This window comes from Dyella sp. SYSU CM1112 (assembly GCF_058216415.1).
Genome location: NZ_JBZEGI010000001.1, coordinates 208968 through 225924, shown reverse-complemented (window position 1 = coordinate 225924; position 16957 = coordinate 208968). Strand labels below are relative to the sequence as shown.

At 59.2% G+C, this 16957-nt stretch carries 16 protein-coding genes; 10 read left to right on the top strand and 6 right to left on the bottom strand.

Annotated elements, in window-relative coordinates:
* Positions 1 to 162: 162 nt before the first annotated feature.
* From AC4HNJ_RS01180 to AC4HNJ_RS01160, 5 genes are all read left to right on the top strand, one after another.
* Positions 163 to 804 (top strand): NAD(P)-dependent oxidoreductase, encoded by a 642-nt coding sequence (locus AC4HNJ_RS01180; RefSeq protein ID WP_490477695.1) that lies wholly within the window; start codon positions 163 to 165, stop codon positions 802 to 804.
* A gap of 154 nt (positions 805 to 958) precedes the next feature.
* A complete protein-coding gene (locus AC4HNJ_RS01175; RefSeq protein ID WP_490477694.1) occupies positions 959 to 1888 on the top strand; it encodes a 23S rRNA (adenine(2030)-N(6))-methyltransferase RlmJ in 930 nt (309 codons plus the stop codon).
* 42 nt (positions 1889 to 1930) lie between these two features.
* Entirely contained in the window at positions 1931 to 2437 is a 507-nt protein-coding gene (locus AC4HNJ_RS01170; protein ID WP_490477693.1) for a Slp family lipoprotein, read from the top strand.
* A gap of 28 nt (positions 2438 to 2465) precedes the next feature.
* The gene (locus AC4HNJ_RS01165) at positions 2466 to 3374 is read left to right on the top strand and encodes a cation diffusion facilitator family transporter (protein WP_490477692.1); all 909 of its coding nucleotides are present in this window, start codon (positions 2466 to 2468) and stop codon (positions 3372 to 3374) included.
* A gap of 135 nt (positions 3375 to 3509) precedes the next feature.
* Positions 3510 to 4112 (top strand): GNAT family N-acetyltransferase, encoded by a 603-nt coding sequence (locus AC4HNJ_RS01160; RefSeq protein WP_490477691.1) that lies wholly within the window; start codon positions 3510 to 3512, stop codon positions 4110 to 4112.
* A gap of 23 nt (positions 4113 to 4135) precedes the next feature.
* Here AC4HNJ_RS01160 and AC4HNJ_RS01155 read toward each other — a convergent pair whose 3' ends face one another.
* Positions 4136 to 4813, bottom strand: coding sequence for a class I SAM-dependent methyltransferase (locus AC4HNJ_RS01155; protein ID WP_490477690.1), 678 nt, complete (start codon positions 4811 to 4813; stop codon positions 4136 to 4138).
* Positions 4814 to 5155: 342 nt separating this feature from the next.
* Here AC4HNJ_RS01155 and mfd point away from each other — a divergent pair, with 342 nt between their 5' ends.
* Positions 5156 to 8605 (top strand): transcription-repair coupling factor, encoded by a 3450-nt coding sequence (gene mfd, locus AC4HNJ_RS01150; RefSeq protein WP_490477689.1) that lies wholly within the window; start codon positions 5156 to 5158, stop codon positions 8603 to 8605.
* 155 nt (positions 8606 to 8760) lie between these two features.
* Here mfd and egtD read toward each other — a convergent pair whose 3' ends face one another.
* Together egtD and egtB are read right to left on the bottom strand one after the other, a co-directional pair.
* On the bottom strand, positions 8761 to 9741 hold the full coding sequence (gene egtD, locus AC4HNJ_RS01145; RefSeq protein ID WP_490477688.1) for an L-histidine N(alpha)-methyltransferase: 981 nt from the start codon (positions 9739 to 9741) through the stop codon (positions 8761 to 8763).
* The gene (gene egtB, locus AC4HNJ_RS01140) at positions 9738 to 10991 is read right to left on the bottom strand and encodes an ergothioneine biosynthesis protein EgtB (protein ID WP_490477687.1); all 1254 of its coding nucleotides are present in this window, start codon (positions 10989 to 10991) and stop codon (positions 9738 to 9740) included. The genes egtD and egtB overlap by 4 nt, the downstream gene beginning before the upstream one ends.
* A 183-nt stretch (positions 10992 to 11174) precedes the next feature.
* Here egtB and AC4HNJ_RS01135 point away from each other — a divergent pair, with 183 nt between their 5' ends.
* Positions 11175 to 11618 carry a DUF6491 family protein gene (locus AC4HNJ_RS01135; RefSeq protein ID WP_490477686.1) on the top strand — a complete coding sequence of 148 codons (444 nt, stop codon included), beginning with the start codon at positions 11175 to 11177 and terminating at the stop codon, positions 11616 to 11618.
* Positions 11619 to 11689: 71 nt separating this feature from the next.
* Here the strand turns inward: AC4HNJ_RS01135 and AC4HNJ_RS01130 are convergent, their stop codons facing one another.
* From AC4HNJ_RS01130 to AC4HNJ_RS01120, 3 genes are all read right to left on the bottom strand, one after another.
* Positions 11690 to 12079: a hypothetical protein gene (locus tag AC4HNJ_RS01130; protein ID WP_490477685.1), complete on the bottom strand. Its 390-nt coding sequence runs from the start codon at positions 12077 to 12079 to the stop codon at positions 11690 to 11692.
* Between the two features lie 64 nt (positions 12080 to 12143).
* Entirely contained in the window at positions 12144 to 14330 is a 2187-nt protein-coding gene (gene rlmKL / locus AC4HNJ_RS01125; protein WP_490477684.1) for a bifunctional 23S rRNA (guanine(2069)-N(7))-methyltransferase RlmK/23S rRNA (guanine(2445)-N(2))-methyltransferase RlmL, read from the bottom strand.
* Positions 14327 to 14854 carry an alpha/beta fold hydrolase gene (locus tag AC4HNJ_RS01120; RefSeq protein WP_490477683.1) on the bottom strand — a complete coding sequence of 176 codons (528 nt, stop codon included), beginning with the start codon at positions 14852 to 14854 and terminating at the stop codon, positions 14327 to 14329. Before AC4HNJ_RS01120 ends, rlmKL begins: the two co-directional genes overlap by 4 nt.
* Positions 14855 to 15027: 173 nt before the next feature.
* On the opposite strand from AC4HNJ_RS01120, the gene AC4HNJ_RS01115 reads away from it, so the two are divergent.
* From AC4HNJ_RS01115 to AC4HNJ_RS01105, 3 genes are read left to right on the top strand one after another with little or no spacing between them, the layout of a single operon-like run.
* Positions 15028 to 15588 carry an N-acetylmuramoyl-L-alanine amidase gene (locus AC4HNJ_RS01115; RefSeq protein ID WP_490477682.1) on the top strand — a complete coding sequence of 187 codons (561 nt, stop codon included), beginning with the start codon at positions 15028 to 15030 and terminating at the stop codon, positions 15586 to 15588.
* Positions 15589 to 15644: 56 nt separating this feature from the next.
* Positions 15645 to 16511: an acyl-CoA thioesterase II gene (tesB, locus tag AC4HNJ_RS01110; RefSeq protein WP_490477681.1), complete on the top strand. Its 867-nt coding sequence runs from the start codon at positions 15645 to 15647 to the stop codon at positions 16509 to 16511.
* 16 nt (positions 16512 to 16527) lie between these two features.
* Positions 16528 to 16926 carry a hypothetical protein gene (locus AC4HNJ_RS01105; protein WP_490477680.1) on the top strand — a complete coding sequence of 133 codons (399 nt, stop codon included), beginning with the start codon at positions 16528 to 16530 and terminating at the stop codon, positions 16924 to 16926.
* The last annotated feature ends 31 nt before the right edge of the window (positions 16927 to 16957 follow it).

Here is a 16957-nt window from a genome sequence, read left to right as displayed (position 1 = left end):
AAATAGGAACGCTATGAGCCGTTCGAAAGGGATGTTCTGATCCATCCGATCCATCGCCGCAGATCGTCAACTTTTTATTTACGGCTCATTGCGTATCACTGCTTTCCATCACCTCGATAACCAGGCGGGTGCCTGGCAGGCCTTTTTTTGTTAGGTAATGCCATGAAACTGATCTTGTTCGGCGCTACCGGTCATGTCGGCCGCACGCTCCTTAGTGAGGCACTGGCACGCGGCCATGACGTCACGGCCATCGTGCGTGATGGAAGCCGGCTTACGCTTCAGCATGAGCGGTTGCACGTAGCGGTAGGTCACGTCGAGGAACCGGCTATCTGGCTCGCCTATGCAAAGCATGCCGATGCCATCATTGCCAGTCTTTCGGCGCGACGCGATGGCAGTGCCGAGACCCTGCCGAATGCAGCCAGAACTTTGCTCGATACGCTCAACGGCACGAATATCAGACGCCTGCTCTGGGTGGGGGGCGCGGGCAGCCTGGAGACCGCACCCGGCGTCAGGGTGATCGATGACTCGCATTTCCCCGAAGCCTGGAGACCCGAAGCGGAAGCACAAGCGCGGGCACTGGAAATCTTCCGTGCCAGCAAGGCCGATGTCGACTGGACGTATATCAGCCCGGCCGCGCTGCTCGAGGACGGTGCGCGAACAGGGACGTACCGCATGGGCACTGACCGGTTGCTGGTAGATGCCCAGGGAGTCAGCCGGATAAGCCTTGTCGACTTTGCAGCCGCCCTGCTCGATCGCCTTGATAACCATGACGCGCTAAGGCAACGCATTACCGTGGCGTATTAGACTTCCCTGCCACACCCCTGCGCGCCCGCAGGTAACGGCGGGACCTGTTGCCTGACTGCCTGCACCATGCCGTGCATCCTTACTGTTTTTCTGCATGCAGAAAGACCATGGTGGCGATAGACGCTACCTCACCTGATTATTAGCCGCGAGCGCCATGAATTATCGTCACGCATACCATGCAGGCAATTTCGCGGATGTGCTCAAGCACAACGTATTGTTTGCCTTGATCCAGGCACTACGTGCAAAAGACACACCGTTCGCCTTGATCGATACCCATGCGGGTAGCGGCTGCTATGCGCTGGATAGCGAAGAAGCCGGCAAGACAGGTGAATATCGCGATGGCATCGCACGTTTGCTGTTTCCCGACTTGCAACGTACTCACACGCCGGCGTTACCGCCGTTGCTGCGCCACTGGGTCGACGCCATGCTTGCTTTGCCGGGCAATGAGCACGGACTGAAACTGTATCCCGGCTCTCCCCTGCAGGCTGCCCGAGCCATGCGTGCGACAGATAGCCTGCAACTTTGCGAGCTGCATCCTGACGAGGCCTCACATCTACGAGAACTGTTTCGCCATGATCATCGCGTACATGTCCACCATCGCAATGGTTACGAAGCACTGAAAGCCTTGCTTCCTCCGCCGGAAAAGCGCGGACTGGTGCTGATCGACCCGCCCTATGAAGCGCAGGAGGCGGAATACCGGCTGATCGAAGCGGCTTTGAAACCGGCACTTCAGCGATGGCCGACGGGCACCTATGCCATCTGGTATCCCATCAAGCAACGCCGTCAGGTGCAGCCATTTCTGCGCTGGGTACAACATTGCAAGGCGCGGCGCGCGTTGTGCGTGGAGTTACTCGTGCACCCGGACGATTCGCCGTTGCGCTTGAATGGATCGGGCATGGTGATTCTCAATGCACCCTGGAATCTCGATCAAACCTTGCAGGAACCCTTGCGCGTCATGGCCGCTCTGCTTTCGCAGGAGCATGCTGCGACTTGGCGGCTGGAGTGGCTGCTGCAGGATAACGGCGCAGCGCCATCACGGTTCTCTCACGCCAGGCCGCTACCGCGGCCAGATCGTCCCCGCTAAGCTCGAACACGGGCGTCGGTTCGTTCATGCAAGGATTCCGTCATGAATTTTCGCATTTCATTTTCACGGCTTGTGCCGCTGGCGTTGCTTCTGTTGACGGCCTGCGCGCCTGCGCCCATCTATAAGGCCCAGCCCGGCACCACGACGGCTTTTCCCGCACAGGTGGCGCAGGCGCCGGAGCGTTACGGCAATAGTGAGGTGATCTGGGGCGGCAGCGTAATCAGTGTGCGCAACTTTCCGGATCATTCCGAAATAGAGATTCTCGCCTATCCGTTGGATTCATCGCAGCGACCCAAGCCGAACGCACAAGGCGTCGGGCGTTTCATTGCACTGTTCCCTGGCTATGTCGAATCCTTCAATTATCGGACTGGCACACTGATTACCTTGACGGGGCAGCTCAGCGGCAGTCGTGCTGGCACAGTTGATCGAGCGACCTATGTCTATCCCCTGGTCAAGGTATCGCAGTCGCACGTTTGGACGGCCGCGGAGATGCGCGAAGGACATCCCAACGTGCACTTCGGCGTGGGTGTCGGTGTCGGCATCCGTTGATACATCGCATGTGCGCAGGGAGTGAGGCATGTCCGGCCACGCTAATTCGCTGAAAGCCATCCTGCTTGCATTGGGCGCCAACTTTGCCATCTTCGCAGCAAAGCTTGCGGCCGCGATCATTACCGGTTCGGGCGCAATGCTGGCGGAGGCGATCCATTCATTGGCTGATTGCGGAAACCAGGGATTGCTGTTGCTCGGTATGCGGCAATCGAAAAATCCGCCCTCGGAGGAATACCCCTTGGGTTGGGGGCGAGCTTTGTACTTCTGGTCGTTCGCAGTGGCTATTCTGCTGTTTGCCGTGGGTGGCGTGTTCTCCCTGTACGAAGGCGCGCATAAGCTGACTCATCCCGAACCGTTGCGATGGCCCTGGATCGCCTTGGGCGTGCTGTTGTTCGGCATCGTGATGGAAAGTATTTCCATGCACGGTTGCTTGCATGAAGTGAATCAGGCGCGTGGGGAACAAAGCCTTTGGCGCTGGTTTCATGAAACGCGCTCCAGCGAGTTGTTGGTGATCTTTGGCGAAGATCTCGCGGCCTTGGCCGGATTGTGCCTGGCAGGGTTGGCCATCGGCGCGACGATGCTTACCGGCAACCTGGTTTTCGACGCGCTGGGCACTATGGCGATCGGGATCCTGCTGATTGTCGTCGCCATCGCACTGGCCTATGAAGTCAAGGCGTTACTGATCGGCCAGGGGGTTGAGCCTCGTCGGCGACGCGAATTGCTCGCGTTCCTGCTCGATCGCCCGGAAGTCGCCGACGTGCTCCACCTGATTACCCTGCAGATGGGGCCGGACGTGATGGTCGCGGTGAAGGCGCGCATGGTTCCTACGCCAGATAATCTAAGCATGATCGCCGCTATCAACACGGTGGAGCGGGAACTCAAGGCGCGGTTTACCGATGTGCGATGGAGCTTTTTCGAGCCCGACGTAGTGGATTGACTATTTTTATCGCACTGCGGCAAATTGACCGTCGACTGACTGCTCCACATGGCATTCCAAGCGGCATTTTCAGCAATATGACCTATTATTGTTCATGTTGCGATGCAAACAATACGCTAAAGTATGGGGATGATGATGACCCCTGTCCGCGATCTTGAGGCCTATTCCCGCCACGCTCAGTTGCCACCTCTGAGCCGGGAGCGGTTTGCCAAGCCGGCCGCTTCGCAGGCTGAGGGCGAAGTGGTATTTACGGCCGATGGCCGTGAGCTGATCCTGCGCAGCGTCGAGCCGGACGATGTTGCCGCGGTACAGCGCTGCTTCAAGCGACTGTCTCCGCAGGATGTTCGCCGTCGCTTCATGCACGCCATGTCCGAATTGCCTACGCCGATGGCGCAGCGTCTATGCCGCATTGATCCAGCGGTGGAAGCCGCCTTCGCCCTGATCGACAAATCCGTAGACCCTGCCGAGCTGCGTGGCGTGGGGCGCATTTTTGTGGACGAGGCCAGCAACAACGCGGAGTTTTCCGTGCTAGTGGAACACGACTGGACGCGTATCAGCCTGGGTGCGCTGCTGATGCGCCGCCTGGTGGATGAATGCCGCCGTCGCGGCCTCAGCGAGCTGTGGGGCTACGTATTGATGGAAAACCGCCCCATGCTCCAGCTGTGCAAGGAGCTCGGCTTCGTGGCGAAAATGCTGCCGGGTGACGCCTGCACCGCGCTGATCAGCTTGAAGCTATAAATCAACGTGGGGCTATAAAGGTTTCAGTCGTGGCGAGATTGACGCGCCACGAAACACGCCACTTTGCCATGCTGCTGAATATCGACTTCGACGAAATGCTGTTCGAGTGCCTTGGTCAAGCCATCCAGAGTATCGGCCCGGTTTCCGAAGATACCTTTCTCGTTGTAGATCGCCATCAATTTGCGCCCCATGGCGCTGTGGCCGGCGGCGTCGCCGAGGATGGTAGCGCCGTATAGCACGCCACCCTCAGCCAAATGATGCTTCAAATGGCCGAATACATGCGCTTTGTCGGCCATGGTACCTGGCAAACAGTGCAGTAAATAAAACAATGCGATCGAGTCGAAATGCCGTCCTTGCAAAGCGACGGCAGGCTGCATGACATCCTGCACGAAGCGTTCGGCATCCGCGCGTCCCAATCGCCGGACCGCCGCGTACAAGCTGTTTTCGTTGAGATCGAGCAGCGCTATGTGGTGGTCGGAACGAAATCCGGCATGTTGCAGATAGAAGCCCGTGCCGACGCCGACATCCAGATGCCGTGCTCCCACATGCCGGCGATAAAACGGCAATAACACACGGCGTGTCGGACATTGCCACGCCCAGCGGTTGGACACCCCGAGCACCCACCAGTCGTAGAGCTTCAGTACGGCGGGGGAATATACAGCGGCACCGGCCTGGCTGTCGTAAGGCGCTGGAGAAGACATGCATAGACCTCTTGAGACCTTGTTTACCCTATTGGCGAGGCTCGCGCTGGGAGCTGTTTGCACGCCAGACAAGGAGGAGCGAAGGCGTGTACGTCGGTCCACGACGGAGCGATGACGCGGTATGGCGCGCAAACAGATCCTGAAACGTCCAGGACGATAGGCGACCTCAACCGGTCAGATCAACTTGGCGCACTGGCGCCGATACCGGACGGCATCTTGGCAGAGAACAACCCCCTAGGCGACGGCCTTGGTGTCTCCTTGATGGGTAGAAACCAGGTGACGCGCTAAACTTGCCCGTTCGACCGGCGCAGCACGGTACTACGCCCTCCAGACAGCATCCCCATGCAGACTCCGATCAATCACCCGCCCCTCCCCACCACGCCTAAGCAACGCCGCTTCTGGACTCCCCCCCATGGGTCGGCGCGTGCCTTGCTCGTCGCCGAAGCAGCCAGGTCGCACAGCGGCCTGCTCGTGGTCGTAACACGCGATACGCAGCGCGCCCATGCCCTGGAAGACGAGTTGCGCCTGTTTGCCGGCAACCTGCCCGTATTGCATTTCCCGGATTGGGAGACGCTGCCTTACGACGTTTTCAGCCCTCATCCGGACATCGTCTCTCAGCGCATTGCTACCCTCTATCACCTCCCCGCCGTGAAACGCGGTGTGCTGGTGGTTTCGGCAGCAACGCTGATGCAGCGCATTGCACCGCGCTCGCACATCACCGGCTCGGGCCTGATGCTGAGCAAGGGGCAGAAGCTCGATCTGGCGGTGGAGCAACGCCGCTTGGAAGCGGCAGGCTACCGTCATGTGCCGCAAGTGGGCGAGCCAGGCGATTTCGCCGTGCGCGGCGCCTTGATCGACATTTTCCCGATGGGTGCGGCCGCGCCCTATCGCATCGAGCTGTTCGATGACGAAGTGGAATCCATCCGCAGCTTCGATCCGGAAACACAGCGGTCACAGCAGCAAGTCGAAAAGGTGGAGCTGCTGCCCGCGCGTGAATTTCCGGTCACTGATGAGGGCGCCAAGGCTTTTCGCAATCGCCTGCGCGAGCGCTTTCCCATCGATGTACGCCGTTGTCCGCTTTATCAGGACATGAAAGAAGGTGTTACACCGGGCGGCATCGAATACTACCTGCCGCTGTTCTTCGACAGTACGGCCACCTTGTTCGACTATCTCAACGATGACGCGCTGTTCGTGCTCGGCGAAGGCGCGTTCGAAGCGGCGGAACAATTCTGGAGTCAGACAGCCGAACGCTACGATCAGCGCGCGCACGACATCGAGCGCCCTGTGCTTCCACCGGCGGAACTCTACCTATCCACTGAACAACTGCGCGAGCAACTCAATAAGCGTTTGCGTGTCGACGTGGTGGATAGCAGCCATCCGCATGCCGTACCCGCCGGCACGCAGCCGGCGCCGGATGTGCCGCTCAACCGCAAGGGCGAAGAGCCCGGCACCTCTCTGCGGCAATTCGTCGAACATTATCCGGGACGCATCCTGATTGCCGCGGATTCGGCAGGGCGACGCGAAGCCCTGCTCGAACAACTGGCTGCCGCCAGTCTGCGTCCGCAGAACATCGAGGACTGGCAGGCTTTTCTGGCGGATGCAGATCGGTTCGTCATCACCATTGCGCCACTGGAACAAGGCTTCGCGTTAACCGAACCTGCCCTTACGGTACTGACCGAACGCGAGCTGTTCGGGGAGCGGGTACGTACTGAACGTCGGCGCCGACGGGGTGCCGCGCGCGATCCGGATTCGGTCATCCGTGATCTCACCGAGCTTTCCATCGGTTCGCCTATCGTGCACGTCGATCATGGTGTCGGCCGCTATCAAGGCCTGGTATCGATGGAACTCGGTGGCATGCAAGGCGAGTTTTTAACCATCGAGTATGCCAAGGGCGACAAGCTTTACGTGCCTGTCGCGCAACTCGGGCTGGTCAGCCGCTACTCCGGTACCGCCCCCGAGCTGGCGCCGCTGCACTCGCTCGGCGGTGACGCATGGGAACGTGCGCGCAAGAAGGCAGCGGAGAAGGTGCGGGATGTCGCGGCCGAGCTGTTGGCGATTTATGCGCAGCGTGAGGCCCGTGGCGGCGAATCGCTGCCGATCGACCGTCAACTCGTGGAGGAATTCGGCAGTAGTTTTCCCTTCGAAGAAACCCCTGATCAGCTTCACGCGATCGATGCCGTATTGAGCGACCTCGCTGCGCCGCGCGCTATGGATCGGGTGATCTGCGGTGACGTCGGCTTTGGCAAGACCGAGGTGGCCTTGCGCGCAGCGTTCGCGGCGGCGACGGCTGGCAGACAAGTCGCCGTGCTGGTTCCTACTACCCTGCTTGCCCAGCAGCACTATCGCAATTTCGCCGATCGTTTCGCCGATTGGCCAGTACGGGTGGACGTGCTATCCCGTTTCCGCTCCAGCAAGGAAGTAAACGAGACGCTCAAGCGCCTGGCCGATGGCCAGATTGATGTGATCGTGGGCACGCATAAATTGCTGCAGCCTGAGGTGAAATTCAAAGAACTCGGGCTGGTGATCGTCGACGAAGAGCAACGTTTCGGCGTACGCCAGAAGGAACAGCTGAAAAAGCTGCGTGCCGAGGTCGACTTGCTGACCATGACGGCCACGCCCATCCCCCGCACCTTGAATATGGCAATGAGCGGGCTGCGTGACCTTTCGCTGATCGCTACGCCTCCAGCGCATCGCATGGCAGTGCGTACCTTTATTTCCGCGTGGGAACCCGCGTTGATCCGCGAAGCCTTCCAGCGCGAGCTACAGCGCGGCGGACAGGTGTACTTCCTGCACAACGAAGTCGAGAGCATCGAGCGCACCGCACGTGAAGTGCAGGAGCTCATTCCCGATGCGCGCATCGGCATCGCACACGGCCAAATGCCGGAGCGCGACCTGGAACAGGTGATGGCAGACTTCCATCGCCAACGCTTCAACGTGTTGGTATGTACGACGATCATCGAGACGGGCATCGACATTCCTACGGCCAATACGATTGTCATCCATCGTGCTGACCGCTTCGGCCTGGCTCAGCTGCATCAATTGCGTGGCCGCGTGGGGCGCTCGCATCACCGCGCTTATGCGTATCTGATCGTGCCCGACCGCAAGGCCATCACGGCCGACGCTGAAAAGCGCCTGGAAGCGCTCGCGTCGCTGGAGGAACTGGGTGCCGGCTTCACGCTCGCCACGCACGACCTGGAGATTCGCGGTGCCGGCGAATTGCTTGGTGACGAACAGTCGGGCCAGATCCAGGAAATCGGGTTCGGGCTATATACCGAATTGCTTGAGCGCGCCGTGCGTGCGCTGAAGTCGGGCAAGGTTCCGGATTTCGATCTGAGCAGCGAGCACGAAACGGAAGTAGAGCTGCACTTGCCTGCGCTGATACCGGACGACTATCTGCCTGACGTGCATACGCGGTTGACACTCTACAAACGCATCGCCAGTGCACGCGACAATGAAACATTGCGCGAACTGCAAGTGGAAATGATTGATCGCTTTGGATTGCTGCCGGATGCCGTCAAGCATCTGTTCGCTGTTGCAGGGCTCAAATTGATGGCAACACCGCTCGGCGTCCGCAAGCTGGATTTTGGTGCGAACGGTGGCAGGGTGACGTTCCGCGACAAGCCTGACGTCGACCCCATGGCAATCATCCGACTGGTCCAGAGCCAGCCCCGCGTCTATAAGCTGGACGGACAGGACAAGCTGAAAATCACACTGGAATTGCCGGCAGCGAGCGAGCGCATTCGTGCGGCGGAAGACATCCTGGGTCGGCTGGGCGCACGCAAGGCAGCATGATCCGCATGTGCTTCTCGGGCACGCTAGCGCCGGTTCGAATCGGCAAGCAGGCATCATCGTGGATTGCCTGGCATTGCGGGGAGGCGCATACGAAGCAATTCAACACGACAAGCCGGCGCATGAACGTCGGCTTTGATCGCGCGAAAAACAGCTTCCTATAGCGCGCCTGCCCGGGTGAGGTATTGCAGGCTGAACATCCCGTCCGGATCCAGCCAAACGTGCTGAACGGCGAGGCCAGCGGTAGCTGCCAGTTGGGCGAAATCCTCCAACGAGTATTTGCAGCTGTATTCCACCAGCATGGCCTCGTCCTCATGGAACGTGACGTCCTGGCGTCCTACTCGTATCTGCTGTTCCCGCGTGCTGATGATGTGGGTCTCAATGCGCCCGGCCATAGCGTTGTAGCGTGCGCGATGACGAAACGCATGGAGTTCGAAATTGCACCCCAACTCCCGATTCAATCGCGTGAGCATGTTGAGCGTAAATGCCGAGGTGATACCGGCGCGATCGTTGTAAGCAGCCTCCATGGCCGCCCGATCCTTCTTGATATCCGCGCCTACGAGAATGCCCCCGTTGTCCCCCATCTCACTACGCATCTTGCGCAACAGCTGTGCGGCTTCCCGATCCTCGAAGTTACCGATCGTGGATCCGGGGAAATAGAGCACGGTGCGGCGCGGAGCACGGGGCGGAACCGGCAATCGCAAGGGGCGAGTGAAATCGACAGCCAAAGGCTGAATGGGCAGCTGCGGGAAAAGTTCGGCCATTTTCGACATGCCGAGACGCAGGGGTTCCATTGACAACTCAATCGGCACCCACGCGACCGGCGTTGCGAGGTGTTCGAGCAGCAGGCGCGTCTTGATCGCATGGCCACTGCCATATTCGACGAGACGGACATCCGGCCCCAGCACAGCAGCGATATCGCCTGCCTGCATATGGAGTAGCGCAATCTCTGCGCGGGTCAGGTAATACTCCGGCTGCTCGCAGATCTGCTCGAACAGAGCTGAACCCTGTTCGTCATAGAACAGCCAGGACGGCAGATGTTTAGGTTGTGCGCGCAGACCTCGTTGTACCACTTGCAGCAGCACGTTATCCGGTGGGCGTTGTTCGTCATCGCGTACGGCATAAGCTTGCACATTCATCGGTCCTGTCCCAATCGGATGCCTGCAAACTGCCAGCGGGCATGGGGCGGAAAAAAATTGCGGTAACTGGCACGGATGTGATCGCGTGGCGTCGCACATGAGCCACCGCGCAATACCCATTGCCCGTTCATAAATTTACCGTTGTATTCACCCAATGCGCCAGGCAAAGGTTTGAAACTCGGGTAGCTGACGTAGGGTGAAGCAGTCCATTCCCAGACGTCGCCATACATTTGCAGCAGCCCATCTCCAAACGGCGCTGCCATCGGATGAAAACGATGATTTTCCTGGAAATTACCGCGGATGGGTGACGGCCCAGCGGCGTCCTCCCATTCTGCTTCCGTTGGCAGGCGTGCACCGGCCCAGCGCGCAAAAGCATCCGCTTCGAAATAGCTGATGTGACAAACCGGTGCTTGCGGATCCAGGGGACGGACCCCGGCCAGGGTAAATTCGCTGGACAGGTCTTCTTGCCAATACAAGGGGCGCCGCCAATCTTCTCGTTGCACCAGCGCCCAACCATCGGACAACCATAAGCCTGCTTCCCGATAGCCACCATCGCGCACAAAGGCCAGGTATTCGCCATTGGTCACAAGACGATTGGCCAAGGCATGGGCTGACAGCCACGTCGTATGCCGTGGTGTTTCATTGTCATAGGCAAATCCACCGCCTTCCTCATGTCCCACATCCACGGGCCCTTGCCGACCTGGAAGAAAACGCATCGAACCCGCCGTACGCTGCTCGAGCATGGGAACTTCGTGGTACGAAGGTTTCAGCGGGTTGCACCAGAGTGCATGCTTGATGTCGGTCAGCAATAATTCCTGATGCTGCTGCTCGTGATGCAAGCCAAGCTCGATCCTCGCCGCCAGCGATGCATCGATGCCACGCGCTACAAGTTCGCCCACCGCTTCATCGACACGAGCACGATAATCACGGATGTCATCCAACGAGGGGCGCGAAAGCACGCCGCGCTGAGGACGCGCATGCATTGGGCCCACCGATTCGTAGTAGGAATTGAACAGGTAATGCCATTCGGGATGACGCGGCTGATAGGCGGGATTGTTTCCCAGCACGAATTGCTCGAAAAACCATGTCGTGTGCGCCAGGTGCCATTTACCGGGACTGGCATCCGGCATCGATTGCACTTGCAGATCTTCACCGCTCAATCCCGCGCATAGCGCCAAGGTTTGCCGGCGAACCCGCATATACCGGGCGAGGCTCTCCTCGGTGTCAGCAGCGAATGCAGGTACATTCATGGTACGAACCCTGTAATCATGACTTGCTGCGAGACACCTTGTGAAGCTCGGACCACTGGACAATCATAACCTTCACCATGCCGCAAGCATTGTTCATATTATGTGATCCGGGCATGGCAGGGATATGGCCGTAATGGTGCCAAGGTCATCGCCACTCTCCAACACAGCATCGAGGTGACTTCCATGAAGACCGTCATTTCCGTACTGCTGGCCCTTACGCTCGTGACTTCTATGGGATCGGCGCTAGCGCAATCAAGTCCTGTGTGGACTACATTGCCTTACCAAGATTGCATTCGTATTGACCAAATCAACGAATGGCATGTTATCGATCCACGTACTGCCATTGTGCGTACTGGGCCTTACCAACGGTATCTGATCAAACTTCAGGCAGCCTGTCCCAGGCTGGGAATAGGCAATCGCGGCTTGATATTCGTTCCCAGCCAAGCCGATAAAGCCATAACACCAGTTCGCATTTGCGGTGGTCCCGGTGAAAAAGTCCGAGCGCAGTCTCAACCAGGTTGTGCCATCCAATCTCTCAGCCTGATCGACGAAGCCACTTTCAACCAATACCGGGCCAAGGCCAAGCACAGCAGCATAAGGACGCAACAACCTGGCCCCTCACCGTGACCCACAGCACAAAAAAAAGCCCGGCGACATGCCGGGCTCTTTTGCATTGAATAGATACCATCAAACAAAGATCAATAAGCCGGACCGATATAACGCGTCTGGTAGGGGTCCGACGTCACCACTGTCGTGGTAACTACCGGTGGCGGTGCGGCCTGATAAACCACCGTTCCCGGCGTATACACCACTGTGGGCGGCGGTGCGTAGTAAACCGGTGGCCCAGCCACCGCACCTGCTACGAGACCTGCCACGGCTCCGCCGACGATTGCACCGGCAATCCAGCGACCGCCGCTCCAATAGCCGCCGCGGTAGCAACAACCGCCGCCACGGTAATAACCACCGTGCCAACCGCCATGCCATCCTGGGCCACCCCACGGATGAGCTGACGCGCCGACCGGAACCGCCGCGGCCATAGCGAGCGCCAAGCCGACGGCAGCGAATTTGCCGACACTGCGTTTGAACATGACACACCTCCGTCAATACGGGATAAATGGTGGTCCTGAGGCGCTTAATCTGTACTGAAGGGTTTCATTTTTTGATACGAGCACGATCCCAAGGATTTGCGCCCCCTTCGGTCGTACGCAGACGCAGCAGCCAACAATCGTGAATATTTGCGCGGCGCGAAAAATCGAACGGGATGCTGCCCGCTCCCCAATGCTCGATGCTCAAGCGCGACTCCAACGCTTCGCTATCAAGCGAGAAGCGACGGAAGTTGTTGGAAAATAGAATGATGCCATCATGGGTCAATCGATCAGCACACGCCAACAAAAGTTCGACATGATCGCGTTGTACGTCGAAGTCCTCCGCACGCTTGGAGTTGGAAAAAGTCGGAGGATCGACATAAATCAACCCAAACCGCTCGTTCGTATGCTTGAGAAAACTCGCGGCATCGGACTGCACGAGGCGATGCTTCTCTCCGGTGAATCCGTTGAGCGCGAGATTGCGCGATGCCCATGCGAGGTAGGTAGACGATAAATCAACACTGGTGGTGTCGTACGCGCCGCCTGCGGCGGCGTACACACTGGCGGTGGCGGTGTAAGCGAAGAGATTGAGGAAGCGCTTGCCACGCACCAGCTCACGCACTTTCGCGCGGACGAGACGATGGTCGAGGAACAGTCCGGTATCCAGGTAATCGTAGAGATTCACCAGAAATTTCAAGCCATTCTCTGCTACTTCGATAAATTCCCCACGCTGATCGAATTGCCCGTACTTGGCACCGCCCTTGCCACGCTCGCGCGTCTTGATGGCAATGCGCGCGCGCGGTGTTTCGAAGACATCACCCGCAACACGGGCTACCTCTCGCAAGCGAGTGCGCGCCAATTCGGCAGGCACATCCGCAGGCGCGCGATATTCCTGGATGTGCAAATGCGGGATACCTGAAATAGTCACATATACGTCGATTGCGGCGGCATATTCCGGCAGGTCCTGATCGTATGTCCGCCATGCGTGGATGCCTTCCCGCTCCAACCGCTTGCGCAAATGCCTGACATTCTTTTCCAAACGATTCTTGAGCATCTGCGCACCGGACGAAAGCGGCGCAAGCTCGCGCGGTGTGTCGTCGTGCGGATAGAGCTCAAAAATCAACAGCACCGTTTCCAGCGCACCATTGAAAAGCACATATTTTTTTTCAGCGCGCAGCGTCATGGCACGACCGAGTTCGGCATCGCCTGCAAGCACCGCCGCACGCCAACCCGTGAAGTACTCACGCAGCGTCTGGCCCAATGCACGATAAAGCTTCGGCATGCTTTCACGATCGCCCAACCGTTCCCCATACGGTGGATTGGTGATCACCAGCCCCTTCGTGATCCCTGGGGGTGGTCGCACATGTTGCATATCATGGCGATCGAGCCGCATAAAACCCGCGATGCCAGCTTCCTGTGCATTGCGCTTCGCCATTTGCACCATGCGCGGATCCGCGTCGGAACCGAAGAAGCAACTGCGCAACTCGGGCAGGCCCGCCTCGGCACGTTGGTTTGCCTCATCCAGCAAGCCGCGCCAAAGCGCGATATCGTGTTGCTTCCAGCCCAAAAATCCATAATAGGAACGGCGCAGGCCCGGTGCGACGTCCGCGACCATCAATGCGCCCTCGACCAGCAACGTGCCCGATCCGCACATGGGATCAAGCAATGCTCCGCCTTGCGCGTATACGTCAGGCCAACCCGCGCGCAACAACATGGCCGCGGCGAGATTTTCCTTGAGAGGCGCATCGCCTTGGCTTTGACGCCAGCCTCGACGATGCAATGGCGCTCCGGAGAGATCAATCGATACCGTGGCGCGATCACGGCGCAAGCGTAGGTTGACACGTACGTCAGGCTCTTCCGTATCGACGTCAGGGCGCTCCAGGCCACGCTGCCGGAACTGATCGACGATGGCGTCCTTGACTCGCTGCGCCAGAAATTGACTATGCGAAAGCTTGCTCTGCGCCGTATTGGCATCCACCGCCAATGTGGCATGCAGAGCAAGATGCCCCGTCCAATCGACAGACTGCACCCCTGCATACAGCGCTTCGTCGGACGCCGCATCAAATTCAGCGATCGGCAAAAGAACGCGACTGGCCAGACGAGACCAGAGACAAGCGCGATACGCCGTTTGCAGATCGCCGGAGAAACGCACACCGGCTAGCGCCTCGTGCACGTCCTCTCCGCCCAGGGCGATCAACTCGTCCCGTAACAGATATTCCAGACCCTTGGGGCACGTTGCAAAAAAATGGCTCAAGAGCGTGACGCCAGTTGTTCCAGGAAAAAACCGAATTGTCGGCGCAGAGTCTCGAGCTGCGTGCCCAGCCGATGGTCATCATCCACGATCAAGAGCGGCAACTGACGGCGTCCGGCGAATTCATAGATTTCGTCGAGCGAGCAGACTTCGTCGCGCCAGCCATGAACCAACAGGGTAGGCACATCCATGCGCACGTCGAACGCGATGTCGTTGCCGGGAATCATTGCCGGCGTAGCCATCAGGAACAAGCCCGCCACAGGAAGCTCCAGCGACGCCAGCCCCGAAACGAAAGCGCCCATGCTGGAACCGACCAAGACGGGAGGTGTTCCGCAGGTGCCCATGTACCGGTGCAAACGCGCCACCCTCGGCGCAACGGAACCGGCATAGCCCAGCTTGTCGTCATCGCGGTAATCCGGACGTTCGGTCGTCCACCCCATCGATTCAGCCACCGCCGCGAGCGCGCTTACCTTGGTGGCATCCGGACCAGCATCCGAACCATGAGAAAGTATGACGTGTCCCGGCATGGCAACCTCCATGGACGTTCAGGGGAGGCGCATGATAGCCCGCCGGGCATCGCATAGACGCATAACTATGGGGGAACAATGCACCGCGGGCCTGTTGCCTCTCTTATCCGGTCTCGCCGGTTGCTTTCCCGCATAATCCATTCATTCATCTGAGCACAACCGCCGCTGCGCCTATGTTGACCGTCCGAGACCAGCCATTGCCCTACGTCGCCCAGCTGCCGGAACGGTCAGCCAACGCGGTCACCCTGGTCGTGATTCACTGCACTGAGCTGCCTGATCTGGCCACGGCACGCGAATACGGTGAAAAAGTGTTGTATCAAGATGGCACCGGGAATAGCGGCCACTACTACATCGATCGCGACGGCGCGGTGTATCGCTATGCACCAGGCACCCGGGTAGCCCATCACGTACGTGGCTATAACCCGCAGTCGATCGGTATCGAACTGGTCAACAAGGGCCGCTACCCGCACTGGTTCGACTCGCGGAACCAGATCATGGCCGAACCCTACACTGCTGCGCAGATCGTTTCGCTGCGGGCACTGTTGGCACAATTGCAGCGGGAATACCCCCATTTGCACGAGATCGCCGGCCATGAGGATCTAGATACGGCGCGTGTGGCCGCCAGCAATGACCCTGGCCAGGAAGTGCCGCGCAAACGGGATCCAGGTCCCTTGTTTCCGTGGACCGAGGTCCTTGCGGGCAGCCGTTTGCAAAGGATCCCTGAAAGCCGCTAAGCGCGGGGATTCGCCCCGCTATAATGCCAAGCCATTTAGGCGTCAGGGCTAACCGCATGCGGGATACACACGTCAAGGAACTGGTCGAACTGCTCCAGCTTGAACGGCTGGAAGACAACCTTTTCCGAGGCCAGAGCCGCGATATCGGCACGCGGTTCGTGTTTGGAGGGCAGGTTCTGGGGCAAGCGCTTTCGGCGGCCCAGCAAACGGTCGATCCCTCTCGCGAGGCGCATTCGCTGCATGCTTACTTCTTGCGCGCAGGCGATGTCGAGGCACCTATCGTTTACAGCGTGGAACGCGCACGTGACGGCGGCTCCTTCTCTTCTCGCCGCGTGGTGGCGATCCAGCATGGACAACCCATCCTCAATGGCGCGATCTCGTTCCAGCTTCCCGAAAAGGGAGTCGAGCATCAATCCAGCATGCCGGAGGTGCCTGCTCCGGAGGATTCGGAACCCATGCATCGGGTGCCGCCTGAAGAGCTAGCCCGCTTGCCCGTGAAATTGCAGCGCTGGCTCGGCAGCGACGGTCCATTCGAGTTTCGGCAGGTATGGCCCCGCGACGAACTCCATCCCGCCAAGCGGCCGCCCATTCAACACATCTGGTTCCGGTTGTCTTCACCGGTCAACGACTCCGTTATCCTGCATCGGGCCTTGCTGGCTTATGCCTCGGATTTTCACCTGATCGGCACAGCCACTCTCCCTCACGGTATTTCGTACCTCACGCATAACATCCAGATGGCCAGTCTCGACCATGCCCTGTGGTTCCACCGGCCGTTCCGGGTGGATGAGTGGTTGCTTTACTCGTGCGACAGTCCCACCGCCCAAGGCTCGCGCGGGCTGGCCCGTGGACAGATCTTCAGCCGCGACGGCCGATTGGTGGCGTCGACCGCGCAAGAAGGCCTGATTCGGCTGCGCGACGAATAGGCTCTAAACTTTTGCCATGCGCCTGCTCTATACCTCTCCCCGTCAAGAAAATATCGATCGCGTTGTCGCGCTGATGGCCGAAAACGGCGTCGAAACCACCGTCACCAATCGATCCAACTGGAATCGCCCCAGCTACCAGCGCTTCAGCTACTCACAACGCACTGAAAAGCGGGACAACTGGCCTCAGGTCTGGGTCAGCCGGGCTGACGATTACACCAAGGCGCGCGAGCTGCTGCGCCAACTGGGGATTGCGCCGGAAGTTCGCTACGGGGAGGAGCTGAAGGCCCAGCGCGACCCCGTCACGGCGATCTATAGCCGCCGTGAACATACCGTCGCGAGAGCCCGGCGCATCGTGCTGCTCGCTATCCTGGGTGTCTTCGTGGTGCTGGCATTGCATTATCTGCACGTGCTCTAGCCGCAAGAACAAGCCGCTTGCCACAGCGGGG

Bases quoted from the DNA above. Each gene is read 5' to 3' on its own strand.
- AC4HNJ_RS01120 (WP_490477683.1), bottom strand. From the start codon at position 14,854: ATGCCGGGACACGTCATACTTTCTCATGGTTCGGATGCTGGTCCGGAT.
- AC4HNJ_RS01135 (WP_490477686.1), top strand. From the start codon at position 11,175: ATGAAGACCGTCATTTCCGTACTGCTGGCCCTTACGCTCGTGACTTCT.
- AC4HNJ_RS01105 (WP_490477680.1), top strand. From the start codon at position 16,528: ATGCGCCTGCTCTATACCTCTCCCCGTCAAGAAAATATCGATCGCGTT.
- egtD (WP_490477688.1), bottom strand. From the start codon at position 9,741: ATGAATGTGCAAGCTTATGCCGTACGCGATGACGAACAACGCCCACCG.
- AC4HNJ_RS01130 (WP_490477685.1), bottom strand. From the start codon at position 12,079: ATGTTCAAACGCAGTGTCGGCAAATTCGCTGCCGTCGGCTTGGCGCTC.
- AC4HNJ_RS01180 (WP_490477695.1), top strand. From the start codon at position 163: ATGAAACTGATCTTGTTCGGCGCTACCGGTCATGTCGGCCGCACGCTC.
- mfd (WP_490477689.1), top strand. From the start codon at position 5,156: ATGCAGACTCCGATCAATCACCCGCCCCTCCCCACCACGCCTAAGCAA.
- AC4HNJ_RS01115 (WP_490477682.1), top strand. From the start codon at position 15,028: ATGTTGACCGTCCGAGACCAGCCATTGCCCTACGTCGCCCAGCTGCCG.
- AC4HNJ_RS01160 (WP_490477691.1), top strand. From the start codon at position 3,510: ATGACCCCTGTCCGCGATCTTGAGGCCTATTCCCGCCACGCTCAGTTG.
- tesB (WP_490477681.1), top strand. From the start codon at position 15,645: ATGCGGGATACACACGTCAAGGAACTGGTCGAACTGCTCCAGCTTGAA.
- egtB (WP_490477687.1), bottom strand. From the start codon at position 10,991: ATGAATGTACCTGCATTCGCTGCTGACACCGAGGAGAGCCTCGCCCGG.
- AC4HNJ_RS01175 (WP_490477694.1), top strand. From the start codon at position 959: ATGAATTATCGTCACGCATACCATGCAGGCAATTTCGCGGATGTGCTC.
- AC4HNJ_RS01155 (WP_490477690.1), bottom strand. From the start codon at position 4,813: ATGTCTTCTCCAGCGCCTTACGACAGCCAGGCCGGTGCCGCTGTATAT.
- AC4HNJ_RS01165 (WP_490477692.1), top strand. From the start codon at position 2,466: ATGTCCGGCCACGCTAATTCGCTGAAAGCCATCCTGCTTGCATTGGGC.
- AC4HNJ_RS01170 (WP_490477693.1), top strand. From the start codon at position 1,931: ATGAATTTTCGCATTTCATTTTCACGGCTTGTGCCGCTGGCGTTGCTT.